The 21,829-nt window shown below is 59.4% G+C and carries 19 protein-coding genes and 1 pseudogene; 15 read left to right on the forward strand and 5 right to left on the reverse strand.

Going from position 1 to position 21,829, the window contains the following annotated elements:
- Positions 1-5 precede the first annotated feature (5 nt).
- The 13 genes from QDY28_RS20285 to QDY28_RS20345 all read left to right on the forward strand — a co-directional run bounded on the left by QDY28_RS20285 (position 6) and on the right by QDY28_RS20345 (position 13,067).
- On the forward strand, positions 6-899 hold the full coding sequence (locus tag QDY28_RS20285; protein ID WP_331383451.1) for a sugar phosphate isomerase/epimerase family protein: 894 nt from the start codon (positions 6-8) through the stop codon (positions 897-899).
- Positions 900-1,146: 247 nt separating this feature from the next.
- Entirely contained in the window at positions 1,147-2,415 is a 1,269-nt protein-coding gene (locus QDY28_RS20290) for an ABC transporter substrate-binding protein (protein ID WP_331383452.1), read from the forward strand.
- Positions 2,416-2,487: 72 nt separating this feature from the next.
- Positions 2,488-3,390, forward strand: a complete 903-nt coding sequence (locus QDY28_RS20295; RefSeq protein WP_331383453.1) for a carbohydrate ABC transporter permease — start codon at positions 2,488-2,490, stop codon at positions 3,388-3,390.
- Between the two features lies 1 nt (position 3,391).
- Positions 3,392-4,276: a carbohydrate ABC transporter permease gene (locus QDY28_RS20300; RefSeq protein ID WP_331383454.1), complete on the forward strand. Its 885-nt coding sequence runs from the start codon at positions 3,392-3,394 to the stop codon at positions 4,274-4,276.
- Between the two features lie 54 nt (positions 4,277-4,330).
- The gene (locus QDY28_RS20305) at positions 4,331-5,431 is read left to right on the forward strand and encodes an ABC transporter ATP-binding protein (protein ID WP_331383456.1); all 1,101 of its coding nucleotides are present in this window, start codon (positions 4,331-4,333) and stop codon (positions 5,429-5,431) included.
- Positions 5,432-5,513: 82 nt separating this feature from the next.
- Positions 5,514-6,077: a TetR/AcrR family transcriptional regulator gene (locus QDY28_RS20310; RefSeq protein ID WP_331383457.1), complete on the forward strand. Its 564-nt coding sequence runs from the start codon at positions 5,514-5,516 to the stop codon at positions 6,075-6,077.
- Between the two features lie 119 nt (positions 6,078-6,196).
- Positions 6,197-6,538, forward strand: a complete 342-nt coding sequence (locus tag QDY28_RS20315; RefSeq protein ID WP_331383458.1) for an SMR family transporter — start codon at positions 6,197-6,199, stop codon at positions 6,536-6,538.
- Positions 6,539-6,738: 200 nt separating this feature from the next.
- On the forward strand, positions 6,739-7,524 hold the full coding sequence (locus QDY28_RS20320; protein WP_331383459.1) for a ThuA domain-containing protein: 786 nt from the start codon (positions 6,739-6,741) through the stop codon (positions 7,522-7,524).
- An 8-nt stretch (positions 7,525-7,532) separates the two neighbouring features.
- Positions 7,533-8,576, forward strand: coding sequence for a Gfo/Idh/MocA family protein (locus QDY28_RS20325; RefSeq protein WP_331383460.1), 1,044 nt, complete (start codon positions 7,533-7,535; stop codon positions 8,574-8,576).
- A gap of 298 nt (positions 8,577-8,874) precedes the next feature.
- Positions 8,875-9,975, forward strand: a complete 1,101-nt coding sequence (locus QDY28_RS20330; RefSeq protein WP_331383461.1) for a helix-turn-helix transcriptional regulator — start codon at positions 8,875-8,877, stop codon at positions 9,973-9,975.
- 156 nt (positions 9,976-10,131) lie between these two features.
- Positions 10,132-10,956, forward strand: coding sequence for a class I SAM-dependent methyltransferase (locus QDY28_RS20335; RefSeq protein ID WP_331383462.1), 825 nt, complete (start codon positions 10,132-10,134; stop codon positions 10,954-10,956).
- A 516-nt stretch (positions 10,957-11,472) separates the two neighbouring features.
- On the forward strand, positions 11,473-11,862 hold the full coding sequence (crcB, locus tag QDY28_RS20340; RefSeq protein WP_331383463.1) for a fluoride efflux transporter CrcB: 390 nt from the start codon (positions 11,473-11,475) through the stop codon (positions 11,860-11,862).
- Positions 11,863-12,221: 359 nt separating this feature from the next.
- Entirely contained in the window at positions 12,222-13,067 is an 846-nt protein-coding gene (locus tag QDY28_RS20345) for an aspartyl/asparaginyl beta-hydroxylase domain-containing protein (RefSeq protein ID WP_331383464.1), read from the forward strand.
- A gap of 85 nt (positions 13,068-13,152) precedes the next feature.
- Here QDY28_RS20345 and QDY28_RS20350 read toward each other — a convergent pair whose 3' ends face one another.
- Positions 13,153-16,476 (reverse strand): thiamine pyrophosphate-dependent enzyme, encoded by a 3,324-nt coding sequence (locus tag QDY28_RS20350; RefSeq protein ID WP_331383465.1) that lies wholly within the window; start codon positions 16,474-16,476, stop codon positions 13,153-13,155.
- A 280-nt stretch (positions 16,477-16,756) separates the two neighbouring features.
- Positions 16,757-17,749 carry a sterol desaturase family protein gene (locus QDY28_RS20355; protein WP_331383466.1) on the reverse strand — a complete coding sequence of 331 codons (993 nt, stop codon included), beginning with the start codon at positions 17,747-17,749 and terminating at the stop codon, positions 16,757-16,759.
- A gap of 149 nt (positions 17,750-17,898) precedes the next feature.
- Between QDY28_RS20355 and aac(6') the strand changes: the two are divergent.
- Positions 17,899-18,337: pseudogene (gene aac(6'), locus QDY28_RS20360) on the forward strand (aminoglycoside 6'-N-acetyltransferase).
- A 30-nt stretch (positions 18,338-18,367) separates the two neighbouring features.
- Here aac(6') and QDY28_RS20365 read toward each other — a convergent pair.
- Positions 18,368-19,030 carry a GNAT family N-acetyltransferase gene (locus tag QDY28_RS20365; RefSeq protein ID WP_331383467.1) on the reverse strand — a complete coding sequence of 221 codons (663 nt, stop codon included), beginning with the start codon at positions 19,028-19,030 and terminating at the stop codon, positions 18,368-18,370.
- Positions 19,031-19,064: 34 nt separating this feature from the next.
- Positions 19,065-19,748, reverse strand: coding sequence for a pyridoxamine 5'-phosphate oxidase family protein (locus QDY28_RS20370; RefSeq protein WP_331383468.1), 684 nt, complete (start codon positions 19,746-19,748; stop codon positions 19,065-19,067).
- A gap of 95 nt (positions 19,749-19,843) precedes the next feature.
- Between QDY28_RS20370 and pdxR the strand changes: the two genes are divergently transcribed.
- On the forward strand, positions 19,844-21,271 hold the full coding sequence (gene pdxR / locus QDY28_RS20375; RefSeq protein WP_331383469.1) for a MocR-like pyridoxine biosynthesis transcription factor PdxR: 1,428 nt from the start codon (positions 19,844-19,846) through the stop codon (positions 21,269-21,271).
- On the opposite strand, the gene QDY28_RS20380 is transcribed toward pdxR, so the two are convergent.
- The gene (locus tag QDY28_RS20380; protein WP_331383470.1) at positions 21,246-21,827 is read right to left on the reverse strand and encodes a histidine phosphatase family protein; all 582 of its coding nucleotides are present in this window, start codon (positions 21,825-21,827) and stop codon (positions 21,246-21,248) included. The genes pdxR and QDY28_RS20380 overlap by 26 nt on opposite strands.
- Positions 21,828-21,829: the final 2 nt, after the last annotated feature.

The raw sequence follows: 21,829 nt of genomic DNA on the forward strand, positions 1-21,829 counted from the left end.
AGCTCATGACAAATCCGGCAAAGGCCATCCGCATCGGCACGATGATCCGGGCGGCCAACGAAGATGCCGCCGCAGGCATTGCCAAGATCGCCGATCTTGGCTTCGAAAGCTTCGAACCCTTCTTCTGGCAGACGACCAACGGCCAGAACCTTGCGGAACTCGGCAAGCGCTGCCTCGATGCGATCGGCAGCCGCGACATCACCATTTCTACGCTCGGCATGTTCGGCAATCCGCTCGAAGCAACCGAACTCGACCAGCAGACGCTGCAGGGCTGGAAGGATTGCATCGACAACGCCCATCATTTCGGTGCGACCTGCGTTGCGGGCTTTACCGGCCGCATCCGCAACAAGCCGCTCACCGACAGCCTGCCGCGCTACAAGCAGGTCTGGAGCGAGCTTGCAAAGCGTGCCGCCGACAAGGGCATCAAGATCGCTTTCGAGAATTGCGCCATGGACGGCGATTGGGCAACCGGCGATTGGAACATCGCGCATAATCCCGATGCCTGGGAGCTGATGTTCAACGAGACCCCGGATGACAATCTCGGCCTGGAATGGGAGCCGTGCCATCAGATGGTCTATCTGATCGAGCCGCTGCCGCAGATCCGCAAATGGGCAAAGAAGATCTTCCACGTCCACGGCAAGGATGCGACGATCCGCTGGGACGTCATCAGGGAACACGGCATTTTCGGCAAGGAGAAGTTCGTCTTCATGCGCACGCCGGGTTTCGGCGATAGCAATTGGACTGATATCATCTCCGAACTGCGCCTAGCCGGCTGGTCCGGGTCGATCGACATCGAAGGCTGGCATGATCCGGTCTATCGCAATGAGCTGGAAATGACTGGCCAGATCCATGGCCTGAACTATCTCAAGAAGAGCCGCGGCGGCGAATTCGTCGAATAGCGCGCAGCCGCCTGAATCGGGATCCATTTAGGAAAAGAGTTGTGCGTTAATTCGGTGAGCTGGAGCGGCGCTTTGTTACGCTCCAGCCAGCCCGGGCGTCGAAACGGAGGAGCGTTGAGAGGTCGAAGGACTGTTTGCCGGGCTCAGGGTGGCGGACAGACGTAAAGCCAAGAGGAAAACGCCGACAGGCATCGCGGGCCATGCCGTCGGACGGGTACCGTCACGGTTCGCAAGTGGAGGAGAATAGATGAACATGTTTTCGAAGCTGGCGATCACTGCCGGCATGTCGCTCCTGTTGGCTGCCGGCGTGGCGCAAGCCCAGAGCAAGACATTTAACGTCTGGTGGTACGAACTGCCGGATACCGCCCAGGCCAAGGCATGGACGCAGGCGCTTGGCGAACTGAAAGCCAAGCATCCCGACATCAATATCAATTTCGAACAGAAGACCTTCGAGCAATTACAGAAGGCTGGCAGCCTCATTCTTAATTCGGACCAGGCGCCGGATGTGCTCGAATATAACAAGGGCAACGCCACGGCCGGCCTCGTCGCTTCGCAGGGATTGCTGACGCCGCTTGACGATGAATTCAAGTCGCGCGGCTGGGACAAGATTCTCAACGAAACCAATACGCAGCTCAGCAAATACGACGAGAACGGCATCTACGGTTCCGGCCCGATGATCGGCATTCCGGCCTACGCCGAATTTGTCTCGGTGTTCTACAACATCGACATGTTCCAGGCGAACGGCGTCAAGGTGCCGACGACCATCGATGAGTTCGAGGCCGCTCTCGATACCTTCAAGAAGAAGGGCATCACGCCGCTTGCCTATGGCACGGTGGATTCCAACGCACAGCATCTGCTTTATACGCTGGCGCTGACGCAGGCGGACGACACCTGGGTCAAGAATTACCAGGGCCTCAAGGCTCCGCTCGACACCAAGCCCTTTCTCTTTGCCGCTCAGAAGATCGTCGACTGGGTCAACAAGGGCTACATCTCGAAGGATTCGACCGGCCTCAAGGGCACAGGCGGCGCCGATAACCTGTTCTCCTCCGGCAAATCGCCGATGTTTGTCAGCGGTACGTGGAACAACGGCAATTTCGCTACCAATATCAAGAACTTCAAGTGGAGCCAGTTCATCTTCCCGACGCCGAAGTACAGCACCGGCTCTACCGGCAGCATGTTCATGGTGCCGAAGAGCGCCAAGAACAAGGATCTGGCCTATGAGTTCATCGATCTGGTGCTGAGCAAGAAAAACCAGAACGCGCAGGCAAATCTCGGCGGCGTTGCCATCGCTGCCGATCCGGCCGCCATCACCGATGAGGTCGGCAAGCGCAACGTCGAGCTCTTCAACCAGATCTCCAGCAAGGGCGGCCTCGGCTTTTATCCGGATTGGCCGGTGCCGGGCTATTACGAGCTGCTCATCCAGGCAACTACCGGTCTGGTGAATGGTTCGACGACACCCGACCAGTTCGTCGCGCGCCTGAAGAAGGCCTACGACGACGTGCAGGCGGCTCAATAAAACCATCGGCAGCATTTCACCGCGGCGGGACGGCTTCAATGCCGCCTCGCCGTATCGAACTGGAGGAATTCGATGGAGAAGTCGCAGAACGCCGGGAAAGCGGGCTACTACCTCTATATAGTCCCAGGCATGGTGGGATTTATCCTGGTGGTGCTCGTTCCGTTGATCGCCAATTTCGCGATCAGCTTTACCACCTGGAAGGGCGGGAACATTGCGCCGCGCTTTGTCGGAGTTGAGAACTATCAGAGGCTGCTCGCCGATACGGTGTTTTGGAGTTCGATCCAGCACACGGTTCTGTTCATCATTTCGATGACGATCGTGCCCATTCTGCTTGGGCTGGTTCTGGCGGCGGTCCTCTTCGACTATATCAGCGCGCAGTTCAGCGAGACCTGGTCGAGTTTCTTTCGTGCCGGCTTCTATCTACCGCAGATTTTGCCGCTGACGGCGGCGGGCGTTCTTTGGGCATGGATCCTCAATCCGGTCGGCATCATCAACGCGGTGCTGAAAGGGATTGGCCTCGATTTCCTGGCGAAGAATTGGCTGGGGGACGCAAGCTTTGCGCTCTGGGCCGTTTCAGCCGTCATCGTCTGGGTCCAGGTCGGCTATTGCCTGGTCGTGTTCATGTCCGGATTGGCGCGCGTTGACCCTTCGCTCTACGAAGCCGCCGAACTCGACAATGCGAGCTGGTTCGGGCGTTTCCGCTACATCACCATCCCCATGCTCATGCCTGAGATTTTTGTCGTCGCGCTGACGACGCTGATCGCGGCGCTCAAGGTCTTCGCGCCTATCTACGTTCTGACGTCCGGCGGCCCCGACAATGCGACGACCGTGCCATCCTATCTGTCCTACTATCATTTCTTCACGACAAACCGCGTCGGTTATGCAGCGGCGATTGCGACCTTGCAGACCGCGATGACGATCGTGCTCGGCATCGTCTTCCTACGCATGCAGTCGAAACAAGAGGGAGGGCGCTGACATGACGACCACGGCTTCGCTTTCGACCGAGGTTGCATCGGACATGCATGTGCATCATGCCCAGAAGAAGGGCTTTGCCCGCTGGATCGTGCTGGCTCTCTTGCTCGTCCTTCTTGCTGCCACGCTCTTTCCCTTCCTGCTGGCGGCTTTGAATGCTATCAAGACGCCGGCAGACTATACGGCCAATGGTCCGCTTGCCTTGCCGCATAGTTTCGACCTGACAGCGCTCAAGAACTTCTGGACGACTGTCGATTTCACCCGCAAGCTCTTCAACAGCATTCTGATCAGCGGATGCACGGCCATACTGGCCGTGGTTCTCAGCCTGCTCAATGCCTATGCGATCGGCATCGGCCGTGTGCGTGGCGGAAAAGCATTGCTGGTGATCCTGCTGATTTCCATCATGGCGCCGCAGGAAGCACTGGTTTATCCGCTTTATTACATGGCCAAGCAGGTCGGCCTGTTCGACTCGATGCTTTCCGTGATCCTGATCATCGGCGTCTTGCACACCGCGTTCGGCACTTATCTTCTGTCATCAGTCATGACGACGTTCCCCCGTGAGATCATCGAGGCGGCGCAGATCGACAATGCGAGCCGATGGCAAATCCTTTGGATGGTGATCGTGCCGGTGCTGCGGCCGACGCTTGCCGTTCTGGCAACCTTCTTCTTCATCTGGACCTGGAACGAGTTTCTGATTCCCCTGGTTTTCCTGGTCTCCAACAATAATCAGACGGTCTCCGTCGCCATGGGCGTGCTGTCGGGTGCCAATACGCAGGATCCGACCGCGATTGCGGCAGCATCGTTGCTCGGCGTCACGCCGACGGTGATCTTCTTCCTGATTTTCCAACGCACGCTGACGCGGGGCGTGGCGGTTGGTGCTGTCAAATAGACCGAGTGAAGAGGCAGGTCTGACAAGGTTCAATTCTCCTGGAGGAGGAAAAAGGTGGCTGGTATCAACATCAAATCCCTCACCAAGCATTTCGGTGCGGTGCAGGTTCTGAACGACATAGACCTGACGATTCAGCGCGGAGAGTTTGTCGTGTTCCTGGGCGGGTCCGGTTGCGGCAAATCCACTTTGCTGCGGATGATCGCCGGGCTTGAGTCGATCACGAGCGGCGAGATCTGGATTGGAGGCAAGCGCGTTGACCAGCTTCCGCCCGGCGAGCGCGGCGTGTCGATGGTGTTCCAGTCCTACGCGCTTTATCCGCATATGACGGTTCGCGACAACATGTCGTTCGGTCTCAGGAACATCAAGACGCCGAAGGCGGAGATCGCGAAGCGCATCGATGCCGCCGCCAAAATATTGGAGATGCCGCATCTGCTCGACCGCAAGCCGTCGGAACTTTCCGGCGGCCAGCGCCAGCGTGTCGCGATCGGCCGCGCCATCGTGCGGGAGCCGGAAGTCTTCCTGTTCGACGAGCCGTTGTCCAACCTTGATGCCGGGCTGCGCACCCGCACCCGTGTCGAGCTTGCCCAATTGCATGAACGACTGGGCGCAACGATGGTCTTCGTCACCCACGACCAGGTGGAGGCAATGACGCTTGCCGACCGGATCGTATTGCTGAACAACAAGAAGATCGAACAGGTGGCGACACCGGTGGAGATCTATACGCGTCCGGCGACGCGCTATGTCGCCCAGTTCGTCGGCTCTCCGGGCATGAACTTCGTCAATGTAGCCGATGTCGGCGAAGCCGGCGGCTTTGCGACGGCGACCTTGCCCGATGGATCGGTCATCAAGACGTCTGTTCCGCTGAATGGTATCATGCGGTCTGAACTGACGCTCGGCATCCGGCCGGAATATCTGGTGGTCGCGACGGCGGAGAAGGGCGATATTGCCGGCACCGTCGAGACGGTGGAGCGATTGGGCGACCGCTCGCTCGTCCATGTCAGGCTGAAGGACGGCTCGAAGATCATCGGGACCGATCCGGGCATGACCACCATCGCAACGGGAGCGCCGATCGCCTTTGCCGTCAACAGTGCCAAGCTGACGATCTTCGACCAGAACGATGTTGCCCATCATTCCGCAGTCGAGGGAACGCATTAAAAATCGGAAATAATTGCCGCCACCAAGGCGAAGCGTCAAACCTGCCATTGACGAAACCGTCTATTTGGTATGTTATGCAGGCATGTCTGACGCGCACCACAGAAAGAAGCAGCCTATGCTCGTCCGCCAGCAGTTGCTGGAGGTGGCGGCACGGTTGGCCTCGGAGAAGGGCATGACGGCGGTGACGCTGGATGCCGTTTCCGGTGCTTCCGGCGTGAGCAAGGGCGGACTGCTCCACCATTTCCCCAACAAGAATACCCTTTTGGAAGCGGTGTTCGATAGCCTGCTCGAGCGCCTGGATGGGGCAATCGAAGAGGCGATGCGCGCCGATCCGTTGCCACACGGGCGTTTTACGCGCGGCTATCTCCGTGCCTGCCTCGCGCTTCGCGATCAGCCGCAGGAAACGAAGGATTGGGCGCAGGTGACGATGGTGCTGCTCAGCGAACCGCAATTGCGGCAACGCTGGCGCGATTGGGTGCGCGAGCGCAGCGAAGAGTATGTCGGCACGGACTCTTCGGCAGATGCCGCGATCGTGCGTTTGGCGACCGACGGGATCTGGCTCGCCGACCTGCTCGGCAGTCATGACATGGATGAGAGCGCCCGAGAGAAGCTCGTCGACCGGCTGATCGAACTCACGCAGCTTTAGAGCACTTCCAGGAAAAGTGCGAAGCGGTTTTCCGTCCGCAATGCGTAAAAACAAAGGGATAGAACGGTTCAGCAATTCCGTGAAACGCTGAACCGTTCTAGAAATCAAGGAAGAGCGTAATGGCGAATGCATCTGTCTATGCGATGCTGCTGGTGGCAATTGTGCTGGAGGTGGTCGGCACGACGGCATTGCAGATGTCGCAGCAGTTTACCCGCCTCGGCCCCTCGATCGTCCTCGTACTGTGTTATGTCGCCGCCTTCTATTTCCTGTCGCTGACGCTGCGGGTCATTCCGGTCGGCATCGCCTATGCCATCTGGAGCGCGCTCGGCATCGTGCTGATCTCCGCCGTCGGCTTGGTGTTTTTTCGCCAGAAACTCGATTTGGCCGCCATTATCGGCCTCGGGCTGATCATTGCCGGTGTGCTGGTGGTCAATCTTTTTTCGAAATCCATATCTCATTAGGGCGACGTCACACCCCTGACATCACGGTTTATATTATGTGACCGAAAACGTTTTCGGTTGCGGCGATTTTGCCTTTGTCAAATCCCTGGTGAGCGGTTATGTCTTCTTCAGGAGGCCGGAAGGAGAGTTGGGCGGCTATTTTCTCAAAGCGCTTTGGATCGGCTCACCATTCAATAAATCTGTTTCAGAGGAGCACCGAAATGACCATTCGCACCGTCGTTTGGGGAGAGAATATTCATGAGCAAACCAACAAGATTGTCGCCGAAATCTATCCGGAAGGCATGCATACGACGATTGCCAAGGCGCTGAATGCCGATGCTGGCATAGAGGCGACGACTGCGACGCTGCAGGAACCAGAACATGGTCTCAGCGAGGCACGGCTGAAGGACACGGATGTCCTCGTCTGGTGGGGTCACAAGGATCACGGCGGCGTAAAGGACGAAATCGTCGAGCGTGTCGCCAAGCGCGTCTGGGAAGGCATGGGTCTGCTCGTGCTGCATTCCGGGCATTTCTCGAAAATCTTCAAGCGGCTGATGGGCACGCCCTGCGCGTTGAAATGGCGCGAAGCGGGCGAACGCGAGCGCCTTTGGGTCATCAACCCCCGCCATCCGATCGCCGCCGGCCTTGGCGAGCATTTCGAGCTGGAAAACGAGGAGATGTATGGCGAGCAGTTTTCCGTTCCCGAGCCGCTGGAGACGGTGTTCATTTCCTGGTTCCAGGGCGGTGAAGTTTTCCGCTCAGGCATGACCTGGCGGCGCGGCGCGGGCAATATCTTCTATTTCCGACCCGGCCACGAGACCTATCCGACCTATCACAATGAGACCGTGCAGAAGGTGCTGATCAACGCCGTCAAGTGGGCGCACAATCCGCTCGGCACGCAGACCAGCATCCATGATGCGCCGAATGTCCCGGTCGAAAAGGCGCTGGAGCCGATCGTCGAGCGTGGCCCGAGACTCCATCAGGCCGGCGAAGCCGGTTATCGCTGAGGTAAAACATGCGTCTCATAGTTGTTGGCACGGGCGGCATGGCGAAGAACCATGTGGAGCATTTCGCCCGGATTCCAGGCGTCGAGATCGTGGGCGCCGTGGATACGGATGCGACCAGGCTCACGGCCTTTACCGATATGTTCGACATCAAAAAGCGCTTTTCGTCGCTGGACGAAGCGCTTGCCTGGGGCGAGTTCGACGCGGCGACCAACGTCACGCCGGACCGGGCCCATCATCCGACCACCTTGCCGCTGCTTGCCGCCGGCAAGCATGTTCTCTGCGAGAAGCCCCTTGCGGAGAACTACGACAAGGCACTGGAAATGACGGAGGCGGCCGAACGCGCCGGCGTCGTCAATATGGTCAATCTTACCTATCGCAATGTCGCGCCGCTGCAGAGGGCACGCGAGATGGTGATATCGGGCGAGATCGGCACGGTTAAGCATGTGGAGGCGTCCTACCTGCAGAGCTGGCTCGTTTCCAGGGCCTGGGGCGATTGGCGCAGCGAATCCAAGTGGTTGTGGCGGCTGTCGACCGGGCACGGTTCGAACGGCGTGCTCGGCGACATCGGCATCCATATCCTCGATTTCGCCGCCTATGGCGCGGCGACGGATATCGACCACGTCTTCGCCCGCCTGAAGACCTTCAACAAGGCGCCGGACGAGCGCATCGGCGAGTATACGCTCGACGCGAACGACAGCTTCTCGATGACGGTCGATTTCGCCAATGGCGCGCTCGGCGTCGTGCATGCAAGCCGCTGGGCTACGGGGCATCTCAACGAGCTGAAACTGCGTATCTATGGCGAGCGCGGCGGGCTGGAAATCTCCCACAGTCCGGCTGGTTCCGAATTGCGCGCCTGCCTCAGCGACGATACCGAGACGGCGACATGGAAGGTTATCGAGGTTCCGCCGGTGCCGACCAACTATCAGCGCTTTGCTGAAGCCGTCATGGCCGGCAGCCATCAGGACCCGACCTTCCGCCATGCCGCCAACCTGCAGCGCGTGCTCGATCTCGCGATGGTGACGGAAGTGGAGAGACGCGAACTAAAGGTCTAACGACGCCTCAGCTTTGTCTCCGACGTTCATGCGGCCGCCTGCGGGCGGCCGTTTCTTTTGGAGACAGTAGAATTTCAGGGATCTTTTCGTCGATCTTTGTAAAACAATGATATTGTTGACAATTTCATGTATATTAGAGAGAGTGTATATTTCGCGTATTCTATAAAATTTTGATAATACCAAAAATGTTGCTTGTATTATTTAGAATTCGTATGGATAAACTGATTCGCATATAATACCCATGGGTTATTGTGGGTGAGGTGCTTAGATCGGCCGGTTGAGGCCGAGGTGAGGGTCTATGCGGTTCGATCTCCACGCGCTCGACCGGGCAACGGACGGATTTTTCGGCGCCGCCCTGGATCCGGGGCTATGGCCGGTCGTGCTCGAGAAGGTCGCGGAAGCGACAGGATCCTTTGGCGTCAACATCGCGCCGATTGAAGGCCGGTTGCTGAACACCTTCGTTGTTACGGAAAGTCTTATTCCCGCGATGGAGAATTATTTCGCGGAAGGGTGGTACACGCAGGACTTTCGCCGACGGAACGTGCCAATCATGCGACGTGCGGGAGTGATGATCGAGCAGGATTTTGCGGGTGAAGACGAGTTCAAGACGCTCGACTTCTACCATTCCCAGGAACGTTTCGGCCTGCGCTGGTCGGCGATAATAGGTTTTTCGTCCGGCGATGATCTGCTGGCTTTTGCCTTGCAGCGGCGGATCAAGGACGGTCCCTACAGCCGAGAAGAAGCAAGAAATTTATATCGCATACGTCAGAAACTTATGATCACGGCGAGGATTATGCGCGACATATCCGCAAGTGAAGTGAAGGGCATGGCGACCGCCTTCGAGATGGCCAATGTCGCCTGTGTGTTTTTCGATCGGACGGGTCTTGTGACCACCGTCAACGAGAAGATGCGCCGATTGCTTGGCCCCGATTTGCAAATCAGTCAGGGGCAAATGCGGCCGACCCGCAAGGAGGACGCAAACGCGTTCGACCGGCAGCTCAAGGCTGTATTGGGCGAAGACAACCTGCTGACGACGGGGGAGCCCGATATTCTGCTGCTCAGCCGCAAGGGAAGGCGGCCGCTGATCGTGCGCATGCAGCGGCTCGACGGCGATATGCAGGATATTTTCCGTCATTCCTGCGCCTTTGCGACCATCGAGGATCCGGAAGAGAAGGTCCACCAGCGCCCGGGAACGCTGACCAAGCTTTTTGGACTGACCCGCGCCGAGGCGGAAATCGCCTTGATGCTTGCGCAAGGCATGACGCTGCATGACATTGCCGCCCAGCGCACCGTCAGCTATCAGACCGCTCGCGCCCATCTGAAATCAATCTATCGCAAGACCGATACGAACCGGCAACCGGAGCTCTCCCTTCTGCTGGCAGGGATCAGGATGGGGTGAGAGGCGGTCGGCCCCCGCAGCGAAGGGCCGATCCGGCATGCGTTACGATTTCCATCGATCCGCCTCGTACACTGAGGTTGCAACCGCTTGACGGAGCGGGGGCAGGGGCGCAGCATTCTTCCATGATCGTGTAAATGCGAGGTCATGGAGAGGGTCATGTCCACCGAAGAAAAGGTTGCAAGCCACTATACGCATGGATCGCTGGGGTCGACGATCCTTGGCGGTCTCACAGCCAGCGGGAAGGATATCGATCATCTCAGCGTTGACGACCTCGCCGGTATCGATGAATTCCATCTCGGACGGCGCGAAGCAACGGTGGAATTCGCAAAAGATCTCGAGCTGCTCGACGGCATGCGGCTCATCGACGTCGGATCGGGGCTTGGCGGGTCGGCGCGCTATATTGGCAGCACCTATGGCTGTATCGTCACGGGTATCGATCTGACGGATGAATTCGTCAATGTGGCCAACGACCTGACGGCGCGCTGCGGCATGGCTATGCAAGTGTCCTTCCATCAGGGAAGTGCGCTGGCGCTGCCTTTGCCAGATGAAAGCTTCGACCGTGCCACGCTGATCCATGTCGGCATGAACATCGAAGACAAGGCGGCATTGTTTGCGGAGGTGCGGCGGGTGCTGAAGCGCGGCGGCCGGTTCGGTCTTTACGAGATCATGCAGGTGCGCGATGGCACGCTGCCCTATCCGATGCCCTGGGCGATGACGGCGGAGACGAGTTTCGTGTGCAGCCCCGCGACCTATCGGCAGTTGCTCAAAAAGGCCGGCTTTACGGTGGAGTTCGAACAGGACCGCAGCGCTCTGGCGATCCGGATGGCGCAGGAAATGCGCGCCAGCGCCGCAAACGGCGGACAGGCGCTGAGCCTCGGCGCGCTGATGGGACCGACGGCGGCGGAGCGGATGGGCAATATCAGCGCATCGGTTGGCGGGGGATTGGTTGCGCCGATCGAAATGATCGCCAAAGCCGGTTGATGGAAGCAGATCTATGCCCGGATTGACAAGGGCGTTCGCCCATCTGTATGGAGAATCCAACGGTAATGGATTCTGCCGGGTCATGGTGGCCGAACCGCTGCTCTGAATTTCAGGGACGCTAATGACTCCTACTCAACACGCCCGCCGGGCGATGGAGTAGAGTCATGTCCGCAATTCTGTCCTTACCTCTATCTCGTTCAAATGATCATTGTTCCCCGACAGACTCGCCGCCGGTGTGCCAGTCACATTCCCCGTGGCTCACCCTTCGTCACGGTCGTGATCTCTACGTCAATTCACTTTGAGATATGGTCGGCAAACTTCGCCAGACGCCACCAAAATTCCAATGGGAAGGTTCGAAGCCATGATCTGTTACGAGCTTGTTGGTGGAGAACCGGATAATCCCCGTCGGCGCGCCCAGGTTGTGGGCAAAGCAGTGTGAGGCGGCCGGCCGCGAAAGTGCTGCAGCAGATGTTCAAAATGCAAATATCGGTGTTGAATTTCTATTCGAGGAGTTCCATGAATTATCTGATCGTCTTCCTAGGCGCTGGATTGGGCGGCGCCTTTCGTCTCGGCGTCAATCAGGCGACCATGCGTTTGTTCGGCCTCGGATTTCCCTTCGGGACTCTTGGGGTCAATATCGTCGGCTCCTTGATCATGGGTCTGTTGACCGAATATTTCGTCCTCCGCAGCGGTCTGTCGCAGGAATTACGGCTGTTTCTGACCACGGGTATCCTCGGCGGCTTCACGACGTTCTCGACCTTTTCATTGGATACGGTCGCTCTCTGGGAGCGCGGTCAATGGGCGACTTCGTTGATCTATGTCGTGCTTTCCGTGGTCTTGTCATTGGCCGCATTGATTGCCGGGCTCATAATTATTCGGCTGGTCGGGCAAGGTCAGACGGCTTGAACTATTCGGCTGGAGACGCTCGATGGCGGGCGGCTATCGACAATGTGAAGCTGCCTGCGGCAAAAAGCATCGCTGGCGGCCGTATTTTTGCCGATTCGGCAGCGGAGCATTTTCGGGAAATTCGTTGGGATTTCATCTCACAACAAGGCACCGCTCTCGCGAACGGTTTCCCTTGCGAAAATCGACTAACGAACTCATATAATCGACTATTATGATCATTGCATAACAGAGGAGTCGCGTGCCGATCAGGGATGGGCCAGCAAGCGCTGAAAATCGCCAGACCTATCGCCTCTCCAAGATTTCCCGCAATTTCTCCCACGACAAGATTTCCTCCCCAATATAGCCCCTATTAGACAGACATGACGGAGAGCACTTTGAGCGCACCAGCTCCCACAACCACCGAGCCGCGTGCTCCGGAACAAACCTTCGGTACGGTCGGCATCGCGCCGATGGACCGCCCCAGCGCAATGACGCGCTTTTTCATGGGTATCGTTGCCTGGGCCGAAAGCCTCAATCTGAAATACGCCAAACTCGGCAATCCGCCGGTCTATGACAATGCGACCTTTCCTTGGGCGGCCGAGATCGAGAAGGACTATCCCGCGATCCGCGCCGAGCTGGAAAAGGTGTTGCAGCGCCAGAGCGAGCTGCCGACCTTCCAGGACATCTCCACCGATGTGAAGACCATTTCGACGGATAGCCGCTGGAAGACCTTCTTCCTTCTCGGCTTCGGCGTGAAGTCCGAACAGAACATCAAAGCCTGCCCGAATACCTGGGCTGCCGTGCAGAAGATTCCGGGCCTGAAAACGGCGATGTTCTCGATCTTCGAGCCCGGCAAGCACCTTCCTGCTCATCGCGGCCCCTATAACGGCGTATTGCGCCTGCATCTCGGCCTCATTGTGCCGGAGCCGAAGGACAAGCTCGCCATCCGCGTCGACCAACAGATATGTCATTGGCAGGAAGGCAAGGCGCTGATCTTCGACGATGCCTATGATCACGAGGCCTGGAACCATACCGACAAGACCCGCGTCGTGCTCTTCGTCGATTTCGTCAAGCCGCTGAAATTCCCGGCCCGCTTCGTCAACTGGGCGCTGATGAATCTGGCGATCTTCACGCCCTTCATCCGCGAAGGCCTCGACAATCATAAGGAATGGGAAAAGAAGTTTTATGCCGAAGCCGAGGCGCTGAGAAATCGCCCCAAAGCATAAGGCGCGTCGCTTACAGAGATTGAAAAACCCCGGAATTCCCTGCGAATTCCGGGGTTTTGTTTGACTGGTCCAAAGCTGTTTACAGCTATTTGATCGTGCGCACGATGGCTGCGCCGGATGTCATGCCGCCGCCGAAGGCGACGAGACCGAGGTTGAGCGGCTCGGGGCGTTCGTTGGCGACGTGCATCATGGCGAGCGGGATGCTTGAAGAGCTGGTGTTGCCGTAGGTCTCGATGACGCTGAGCGCCGGCCGGCCGCTGCGCTTGGCAATGGTGTCGATAATGCGCTGGTTGGCCTGATGCGGCACCAGAAGATCGAGATTGGCAAGTTCTAGCCCGGCATCGACGCAGGCATCCTCGATCGAGCGCGACATGGAATGCACGGCTTCGGTGAAGACCGAGCGGCCATTCATCGAAATGACGCCTTCGTCCGGCAGCGGCACGTAGAGGAGATCGCCTCGCTCAGGACGGCCGCTGATGACGGGGCGGCTGGCGGCAAACAGCGGATTGCGCGCCATGTCGCGGCTGGTCACCAGACAGGCCGTTGCCGCATCGCCAAACAAGATGGCCGTCGAGAAGTCGTTCATGTCGAGCAGCGGCGATAGCACCTCCGACGTGACGATCAGAACCTTCGCGTCGTTCTGCTGGGCGATGAAATCGTACGCCTGCTGCAGGGCATAGAGATAACCGGAGCAGGCGGCCCCCATGTCATAGGCGGCAAGCGACGGCCGCACGCCGTCTTCGGCAACGGCAACCGCAACACGGCTCGCGAGCGATGGCGTGGCGATATCGGGCGTGCCGGTGGCGGCGATGACGAGGTCCATATCATGGATCGTCATATTGGTCTGGCGCAGGAGATCGCGGACGGCCTTGGTGGCGAGGCTCAACGTGCCTTCGTCGGGGCCGATCCAGTAGCGGCTCTTGATGCCGGTCAGCGCAAAGATTTCTTCGGCGCGCCGGTTCGGCCAGTTGTGGATGATGTCTTCATTGGTGACACGCCGGGCGCCAGTCGCAAAACCCATGCCGCTTACGGCAATTTCCGAGAAGTTGCCGGAATGACGGCGCAGCGCCGGGATCGAATGGGATTTCAGCCGCCGCAGCACGAATTTATTATGGGTCTCCGAAGCAAGCGCGAAGTTGCGTTCGCTCAGGTCGCGATTGGCATCGACGGTCAGAAGTGCGCTATCGGTGGCGATCTGATCGCCGATTTTGGCGAAAACCTCTTGAACGACGCCGCCGATATTGGCGCAGATTTCGACCGAGGCTTTCGTCGCCTCGACGACGGCGACGAGTTGGCCGACTTCGATGGTGTCGCCGGGTTTGACCAGGAGATCGGTTACCAGCACGCTTTCATCGGCGGGGCCGGAGCCGATGGCCTTGATGGCTGCGGTCGGACCTGTCTTGTCCTCTTCATGCCAGGTGACCTCGCATTCGAGAACCTCGGCCATCAGATCGACGAGCTTGCTGTAGGAGGGCAGCGTTTCCAACTGATTGCGGAAATTGAAGGGCACATGCGCGTCCGAGCGGGCAAGCCGGCGGACGATGACCGGCACGTCGGTCTTCTCGGTGACGGTCGCGACGATTTCGGCGCCCATGCCGACCGTCCGATTGTCTTCATGCACGACGATCAGCCGCCTGGTGCGCTTGGCACTTGCGAGCACTTCCTTCTCATCCCAGGGCGAGATCGAGCGGAGGTCGATGACCTCGACCGAAAATCCCTGCGCTTCGAAGGCGCTCGCTGCCTTGGCACACAGCGAAACGGTGTTACCGTAGGTAACCAGCGTCAGGTCGCGGCCGCGAGCGACATAACGCGACAGGCCCGGACGGACGAAATGCCTGTCGAGATCGGCGGATGTGCGGCCGTCGGAATTGTTGAGCACGGCCTTGGGGTAGAGGAAGACGGTCGGCCGGCGTGATTCGAAGGCAGCATTGAGCAGGCCGGCAGCATCGCCGGCGCTGGAGGGCATGACGACGTCAATACCGGGCGTATGCGCCAGCATGCTCTCGAAGCTCTGCGCATGGAACGGTCCGAGGCCCGGCTTATAGCCGCCGCAGCTCACCATGAGAATGACCGGTGATTCCCAAGCGCCTTGGGTGCGCCAGAACATGCTGCCCATTTCCGAGACGATCTGGTTATAGGCGAGCGGCAGGAAATCGGCGAATTGAAGGAAGGCAACCGGGCGCTGGCCGGCAAGCGCGCGGCCGATCGCGGTGCCGACGATGGTGGATTCGCTGAGCGCCGCATTGCGCACCCGTTCGGGATATTTCGTGCTGAGGCCGCGAGTGACACCGAAGACGTCGCCCTTGGGATCTTCGATGTCCTGGCCGAAAAGGACGACATCGGGATTGTCCGCAAGCTGCTTGTCGAGCACGCCGTTCAGCGCCTCGCGCATGGTTAGCGTCGCCGCGCTCTTGCCGCCGCGATATTCGGCGGCCTTGTTGAACGAAGCCGGGTAGGGCGCTTTCGCTTCCGGCTCGACATGCGGCGCATCTTCCTTGCGGGCAAGGGCTGCTTCCGCCTGCACCTCGGCGGTCAAGTCTCTCTCGATCTTTTCCAGCGCAGCCGCATCGATACCGGCTTCCTGCAGCGCAGCGCGCAGATTGACGAGCGGATCGCGGACGGAGCCGGTCTCGATCTCTTCCTGGGTGCGGTAGGTCTTCTGATCGTCGGCGTTGGTATGGTCGGACAGACGCTCGACATTGAGAACCACGAGGCTCGGCGTGCGGCCGTTGCGGCTGTGGCGGACAGCTTTACGGAAAGCTTCGCGCGACGCCTGCAGATCGGCGCCATCGGCGCGGATGATCTCGAGGCCGTAGAAGGAAGAGGCGGGCCCGGTCGGCAGATCGAAGAAGGTCTGTTTGGTGGTGCGCGTCGAGATGGAGAAGCTATTGTCTTCAACGATGAAGACGACGGGATATTGGCTGCGCACGGCCTCGGCCACGGCTTCGACGAATTCGCCCTGCTGCGTGGTACCGTCACCGATGCAACAAATGGCGATCGGCATCCCGGACTTGTGTTTCAACGCCGCGCCGACGCCGACGGCATGCAGTGCGTTGTTGCCGACGGGACCGACGATGGATGTGATGTTGAGAGCGCGGGAGGAAAGATGCGCGCTCATCTGCCGGCCGGCCGAATGGGAATTGGCTGTGGCGAGAAGGCTGGAGAAAAACTCACGAATGGGCATGCCGCGCGCCAGCATCAAGGCTTTGTCGCGATAATGCAGATGCAACCAGTCGTCTTCATGGAGGAATTCGTCGAGCAGCGCCGTCGACTCATGTCCGGCACCGGAAACGTGAAAATGTGCTATGCCTTGCTTGATGAATTCTCGTTCAAGCCGGTCTATTTCACGAGACGTAAAAAATATTCTGTGAAGTTGCTTGAGATGATCTTGGGTAAATCTCCCTTCCATTTCAACGATTTTCCTAATCTCTCATGACCATCAATTTGCGTCGGATAGGTAACCCCGTGGGGTATCTTTTTCAATACACGTTAGATGACAATATCTTCTCGGTTTGAAATAGGTTTTCCGAGCATTGGTTGCATCGCGCGAATTTGGCAGAGCCGGTTTCGATGAAAAACGTCTTTGCCCATGCCGGCCGCTGCTGGCCCAGGCCGGGTGAGCATCTTGGCACCACCGGTCGTCGCCAGCGCCCTTCCGCGCCAAGCGGCGGGTGCTGTCACAGTGGTCCTCAGCTCGTTTTGCGGATCGGCTCGTCGGCTTCGTCGCGAAGCGAGGCCCTTCTTACCAGTTCTTCCTTGGCCAGCAGCTCCTTCGGCTTTTTGCCGATGATCTGCCTGCGTCCCTTGGTGGAGAAGGGCTGCACGAGTTGGGCAAGGAAGCCCTTGGCGACCTTGCCGCTGATGCCGATGTCGGTGGAGGAGGGGCGGGGTGGGTTGTAGTAGGTGCCGAGGATCTGGTCCCAGATCACGAGGTTTTCGCCGTAATTGGTGTTGCCCTCAAAAAGCAGCTTCGAGTGGTGCCAGCGGTGAAGGCGCGGCGTCGAGAGGATCCAGTCGAGCGGGCCGGTACGCACGTCGATGTTGCAATGGGTCAGCAGGCCGATGAATGCAGTCACCGCGCCAATCCACAGGAAAACCGGCAGCGGCGCACCGACGAGATAGAGCGGGATCTGGCCGAGCGCGATCTTGAACAGCGAATCAATGATATGGAAACGCCCCGTGTTGATGACCCACAACCGCTCGACGCTGTGATGCAGGGCATGAAAACGCCAAAGCGACAGATATTCATGCGCAAGACGATGGGCGACATAGAGACCGAATTCGGCGATGATCAATCCCAGCACGACCTGCAAGGCCAGCGGCCATTGTTCCGGCCAGATATGTGCCTGGTGGCTCAGAAAAGGTTGCGCCACAGTCGCCACCGCCATCGGAAATGATGTGCCGATGGCAGCAGCGATCTGCACGCTGCCTTTGCTCAAGAGCGTGTGTGCGACGTCGCTAAACGTCTCACCGTCGCGCTCCAGCCAGGTCTCCTCGTAAGGCATAAGCCGCTCGAACAGCGCAATCGTCGCCACGATGGAGAGATAGACGACATTGAACCAGAGGAGCTGCATATGCGACTGAAACGCAAAATAGGAGCCTGTCAGTCCGGCGCAAAAGATTGCCGGCCACAACAAGGATGAAACAGCAGCGTAGAGACGCGAACTGTTTTGAAATGTCATGCCATTATCCTCGGATGCTAATCGATCGGGTGGGTTGGCGGTTAAAATATGCGCGATATGTACCGCGATGATTGTGGGCGAGAAAGCGAAATTTTCCGCTGATCGGTTTCTCGTCCTATGAATTGGCTTCTCAATTGTTGGAGATCGTCATGCGGATCGAGGAAGCCTGTTCCGAATCTCTGGACAGATGGTCGCGTCTGCGCGCCGAACTTTGGCCGAAAAATCCGATCGAACATCATCGCGCCGAGTTGATGGGTTTTCTCTCGAAGGAAGGCGCCATTGCCTACCTCGCATGCGATCAGGCGGGCGATGTCGTGGGATTTGCGGAGGCGACGCTCCGGCATGACTATGTCAACGGCTGCGAGACCTCCCGTGCTTTTCCTCGAGGGGATCTATGTCTTGCCGGAGCACAGGCGGCAGGGTGTTGCTTGCTCGCTCTGCGATGCCGTTGCCGCCTGGGGGCGTGCTGCCGGATGTCACGAATTCGGCTCGGACGCGCTGCTCGACAATGTGGCGAGCCACGCCTTCCATGCCGCCTTGGGTTTCGAGGAAACCAGACGCGTGGTCTATTTCCGAAAACTGCTTTAGGATGAAAACCCTCGGCCGAAGAGCCAAAGCTCATTCGAACGTCAGCTTGCTCTTCTGCTGGCCGGCCTCATCGAAATTCTCAGGGGACAACCATCTCTCGTAACCGGCCTTCAGGCGCGGCCAATCGGCGTCGATCATGGCGAACCAGGCGGTATCGCGATTCCTACCCTTGGCGACCATATGCTGGCGGAAAATGCCTTCGAAGGTGAAGCCGAAACGCTGCGCAGCGCGCTTTGAAGGCTCGTTGTGATTGTGGCATTTCCACTCGAAACGGCGATAGCCGAGCGTGTCGAAGACATAGGAGGCGAAGAGATAGAGCGTTTCGGTGGTGATGCGGCTGCGGGCGATCGCCGGTCCCCAGAGGATGCTGCCGATCTCGATGACGCCATGCACGGGATCGATGCGCATTAGCGCCTGACGGCCTTCGGCCTTGCCGGTCCGCTTGTCGATCGTGGCAAAGAATAGCGGATCGGTGCCGGCGGCCGCCTTTTCGAGCCAGGGCGTGAAGGCGGCGATATTGGCCGGTGCTTCCTCGAACAGATAGCGGAAGCGATCCTCGGCCCCAGGCGCCTGTGCCGAAGCATAGAGGTCGGCGCCATGGCGGGCCGCGTCGAGCGGCTCCAGCCGGACATAGCGGCCTTCCAGAGTGATTCGTTCCGGGCGTGGCACGCCGTTCCAGTTCGCGAGGTCCATGTCGAAGTCCTTTGGTGTCAAATCTAAGAATAATCTATCGAATCCGGCCCGATTGTATCAATGCCGCCAGCGGTTCGGGTAGCTCTATCCCATCAGGCAATCCGGGCGCGGCTTCTGCCGGGGCCAGGTGGCTTCGCACCGGCAGGACGCCCGCCCAGACCGGGAAATCCGCCTCGTCGATATCGCCCGGGGGGCCGTTGCGGACCTTGGCCGTCGCCTCGTCGATTTCCATCCTCAGGACCGATGTCGCTTTCACCTCCTGGCTTGTCATCGGCCGCAGACTGTCCCAGCGGCCGGGAAACAGATTTTCGATGAAGCGGCGGAGCGCATCGGCCTTCTCCTCGACATCCTCCACAAGGCGCGCCGTGCCGAAGACCATGGCAGAGCGGTAGTTGACCGAGTGGTTGAAGGCGGAACGGGCAAGGACGTATCCATCCATGACGCTGCAGGTGAGGCAGACGGGCATGTCCTCTGCCGCGCGCAGAAAGCGGCTCGCTGCCGAACCGTGCCAATAGACAAGATCGCCCTCGCGCCAATGCAGCGTCGGCGTCACATAGGGCGCGCCGTTGATGACATAGCCGACATGGCAGAGGGGTGATGCGTCCAGAATGGCACGAACATCCCTGCGGGCATGGCTGCCGCGGTTGGGTGAGCGCCGGACACGCGAGCGTTCGGTGGTCGGATAGTCGCCTGTCTGCGGCGAGTGGAGATCAGCCATGGTTTCCTCACTGGTATCATTTTGATCTATGTTGCCAAAGAGGTAGGTTATAAACGGCCAGTTTTTCCATTCCTTGCAGACCAGTTGGAGATTTCATGGCACCGATTGCACAATGGCCGGCCCTCGATCGGGTGGCGGGCGACTTGGAAGGCCAGGTGTATCGCGTGATGCGCGATCGCATTCTTCAGGGACAGATGCCGCCGGGACAGCGGCTGCCGTCGACGCGAATGCTGGCGATTGCGCTCGGCGTGGCGCGCTCCACCGTGGTCAATGCCTACGAGCGGCTGAAAGCCGAGGGCTATCTGCAATCAACGACGGGTGCTGCGACCCGCGTTGCCGCATTCACGACCCCGCCTCTGCAAGGGCAAGCTGCGCCGGCAAAGTTCAGTCCGATGCCGGTTGCCGAGCGGGCCGTGGGCGGGTTGTTCGAGCCCGGCGTGCCTGACGTTGCTGCCTTCCCACACCCCGCCTGGGCACGTTGTCTCGGCGCCCGCGGCCGTTCGCTGCGGGTGCACGATCTCGGTTATGGCGCTCACAGCGGCATCCGCGAGCTGCGCGAAGCCATCCTCGATCATATCTCCACCACGCGCGGTGTGATCGCCCGCCCCGAACAAGTCCTCATCGTTCCGTCCACCGGAGCTGCCATCGATCTGCTGGCGCGCGTTTTGTTGCGGCCCGGTTGCTCGGACGGGTTGGTCGCCTGGATGGAGGAGCCTGGATATGCGACGGCGCAGGCATTGCTGCGCATGGCGGGCGCGGACCTTGTGCCGGTGCCATGCGATCAGGCGGGCATCGATGTCGGCAGAGCTGCCGGCCCGCCGCCGCGGCTGATCTATGTCACGCCCTCGCATCAATATCCGACCGGTGTAACGATGAGCCTGCCTCGCCGTCTGGCGCTGTTGGAATTTGCCCGTGCCAACGGTTCCGTGGTGCTGGAAGACGACTATGACAGCGAATTCCAGTATGCCTCCCGCCCGATCGCCGCGCTGCAGGGCATCGATCGCGGCGAAGTGGTTGCCTATCTCGGGACTTTTTCGAAAACGCTCGCGCCCGGCCTACGCGTCGCCTACGCGGTCGTGCCATCCTGGCTCGTGTCTGAGGCTGCGGCCGCGCAGCGGCTGAGAGGGGCTGTCGTGCCGATCCACATCCAGGCAGCACTTGCCGATTTCATCCGCGAAGGCCGTTTTCGTGCGCATCTGAGACATATGAATGCTGTTTATGCCGCGCGGATGGCAGCGTCCGTTTCCGCGCTGCGCCGTCATTGCGGAGATCGGCTGGAGATCGGCGAGGGCACCGGTGGCCTGCAACTGGCTGGCTGGTTCCGGGACGCCGGGATCGACGACCGGGCGATCGTGCAGAGGATCAATGCTCAGGGTTTTGCGCTTCGCGCCATGTCTGCTCTGCATCTCGGGCCGTCACGGCCGGGGCTGCTGTTCGGCATAGCACGCATGGCGCCCGAGGCGGCGGACGCGGCAGCGGCAAAGATTGCGCGGCTGATCAAACCTGGTTCCAGCGGCGGATGACCGGTTCGCTCAGATCGTGTTCGTAGCCGAGAATGCTGATGCTGGTGGTGTCGAGCACGAAGTGTGCGCCCCTTTGCGGCGGGAGACCGAGCCAGCGGGCGGCGAAAACCCTCAGAAAATGCGCGCTTGAGAAGATCAGGATATTGCCGTTTACCCCGCGAAGCTCGCCGATGATCCGGTCGGCTCTCGCGCCGACGTCAGCTGCGGACTCTCCATCGGGGCATCCGTCGCGAAAGAGTTGCCAGCCGGGACGCTGAGCGAGGATGTCCTTGGTGGTGACGCCTTCATAGGCCCCATAATTCCACTCCGCCAGATCGTCCTTGATAACGCGCGCATCGCCGAACCCCGCCAGTGCACTGGTGCTCTTGGCACGCTGAGACGGGCTCGACCAGACGGCCGCGAAATCGATGGCGGGCAGGCGGCCCGCGACCTTGCGGGCGGCTCCTTCACCGGCGGCCGTGAGGGGAATATCGGTTCGGCCGGTATGCCGGCCGGACAGGCTCCATTCCGTCTGTCCGTGCCGGACCAGGTAGATTTCCGGATACGCGCTGCTCATCG

The organism is Rhizobium sp. BR 362 (assembly GCF_036528765.1).
Taxonomy (GTDB): Bacteria; Pseudomonadota; Alphaproteobacteria; order Rhizobiales; family Rhizobiaceae; genus Rhizobium.

Bases quoted from the DNA above. Each gene is read 5' to 3' on its own strand.
- QDY28_RS20315 (WP_331383458.1), top strand. From the start codon at position 6,197: ATGGCGAATGCATCTGTCTATGCGATGCTGCTGGTGGCAATTGTGCTG.
- QDY28_RS20310 (WP_331383457.1), top strand. From the start codon at position 5,514: ATGTCTGACGCGCACCACAGAAAGAAGCAGCCTATGCTCGTCCGCCAG.
- QDY28_RS20350 (WP_331383465.1), bottom strand. From the start codon at position 16,476: ATGGAAGGGAGATTTACCCAAGATCATCTCAAGCAACTTCACAGAATA.
- QDY28_RS20370 (WP_331383468.1), bottom strand. From the start codon at position 19,748: ATGGCTGATCTCCACTCGCCGCAGACAGGCGACTATCCGACCACCGAA.
- pdxR (WP_331383469.1), top strand. From the start codon at position 19,844: ATGGCACCGATTGCACAATGGCCGGCCCTCGATCGGGTGGCGGGCGAC.
- QDY28_RS20330 (WP_331383461.1), top strand. From the start codon at position 8,875: ATGCGGTTCGATCTCCACGCGCTCGACCGGGCAACGGACGGATTTTTC.
- QDY28_RS20290 (WP_331383452.1), top strand. From the start codon at position 1,147: ATGAACATGTTTTCGAAGCTGGCGATCACTGCCGGCATGTCGCTCCTG.
- QDY28_RS20325 (WP_331383460.1), top strand. From the start codon at position 7,533: ATGCGTCTCATAGTTGTTGGCACGGGCGGCATGGCGAAGAACCATGTG.
- QDY28_RS20365 (WP_331383467.1), bottom strand. From the start codon at position 19,030: ATGGACCTCGCGAACTGGAACGGCGTGCCACGCCCGGAACGAATCACT.
- crcB (WP_331383463.1), top strand. From the start codon at position 11,473: ATGAATTATCTGATCGTCTTCCTAGGCGCTGGATTGGGCGGCGCCTTT.
- QDY28_RS20295 (WP_331383453.1), top strand. From the start codon at position 2,488: ATGGAGAAGTCGCAGAACGCCGGGAAAGCGGGCTACTACCTCTATATA.
- QDY28_RS20320 (WP_331383459.1), top strand. From the start codon at position 6,739: ATGACCATTCGCACCGTCGTTTGGGGAGAGAATATTCATGAGCAAACC.
- QDY28_RS20345 (WP_331383464.1), top strand. From the start codon at position 12,222: ATGACGGAGAGCACTTTGAGCGCACCAGCTCCCACAACCACCGAGCCG.
- QDY28_RS20355 (WP_331383466.1), bottom strand. From the start codon at position 17,749: ATGACATTTCAAAACAGTTCGCGTCTCTACGCTGCTGTTTCATCCTTG.
- QDY28_RS20335 (WP_331383462.1), top strand. From the start codon at position 10,132: ATGTCCACCGAAGAAAAGGTTGCAAGCCACTATACGCATGGATCGCTG.
- QDY28_RS20380 (WP_331383470.1), bottom strand. From the start codon at position 21,827: ATGAGCAGCGCGTATCCGGAAATCTACCTGGTCCGGCACGGACAGACG.
- QDY28_RS20285 (WP_331383451.1), top strand. From the start codon at position 6: ATGACAAATCCGGCAAAGGCCATCCGCATCGGCACGATGATCCGGGCG.
- QDY28_RS20300 (WP_331383454.1), top strand. From the start codon at position 3,392: ATGACGACCACGGCTTCGCTTTCGACCGAGGTTGCATCGGACATGCAT.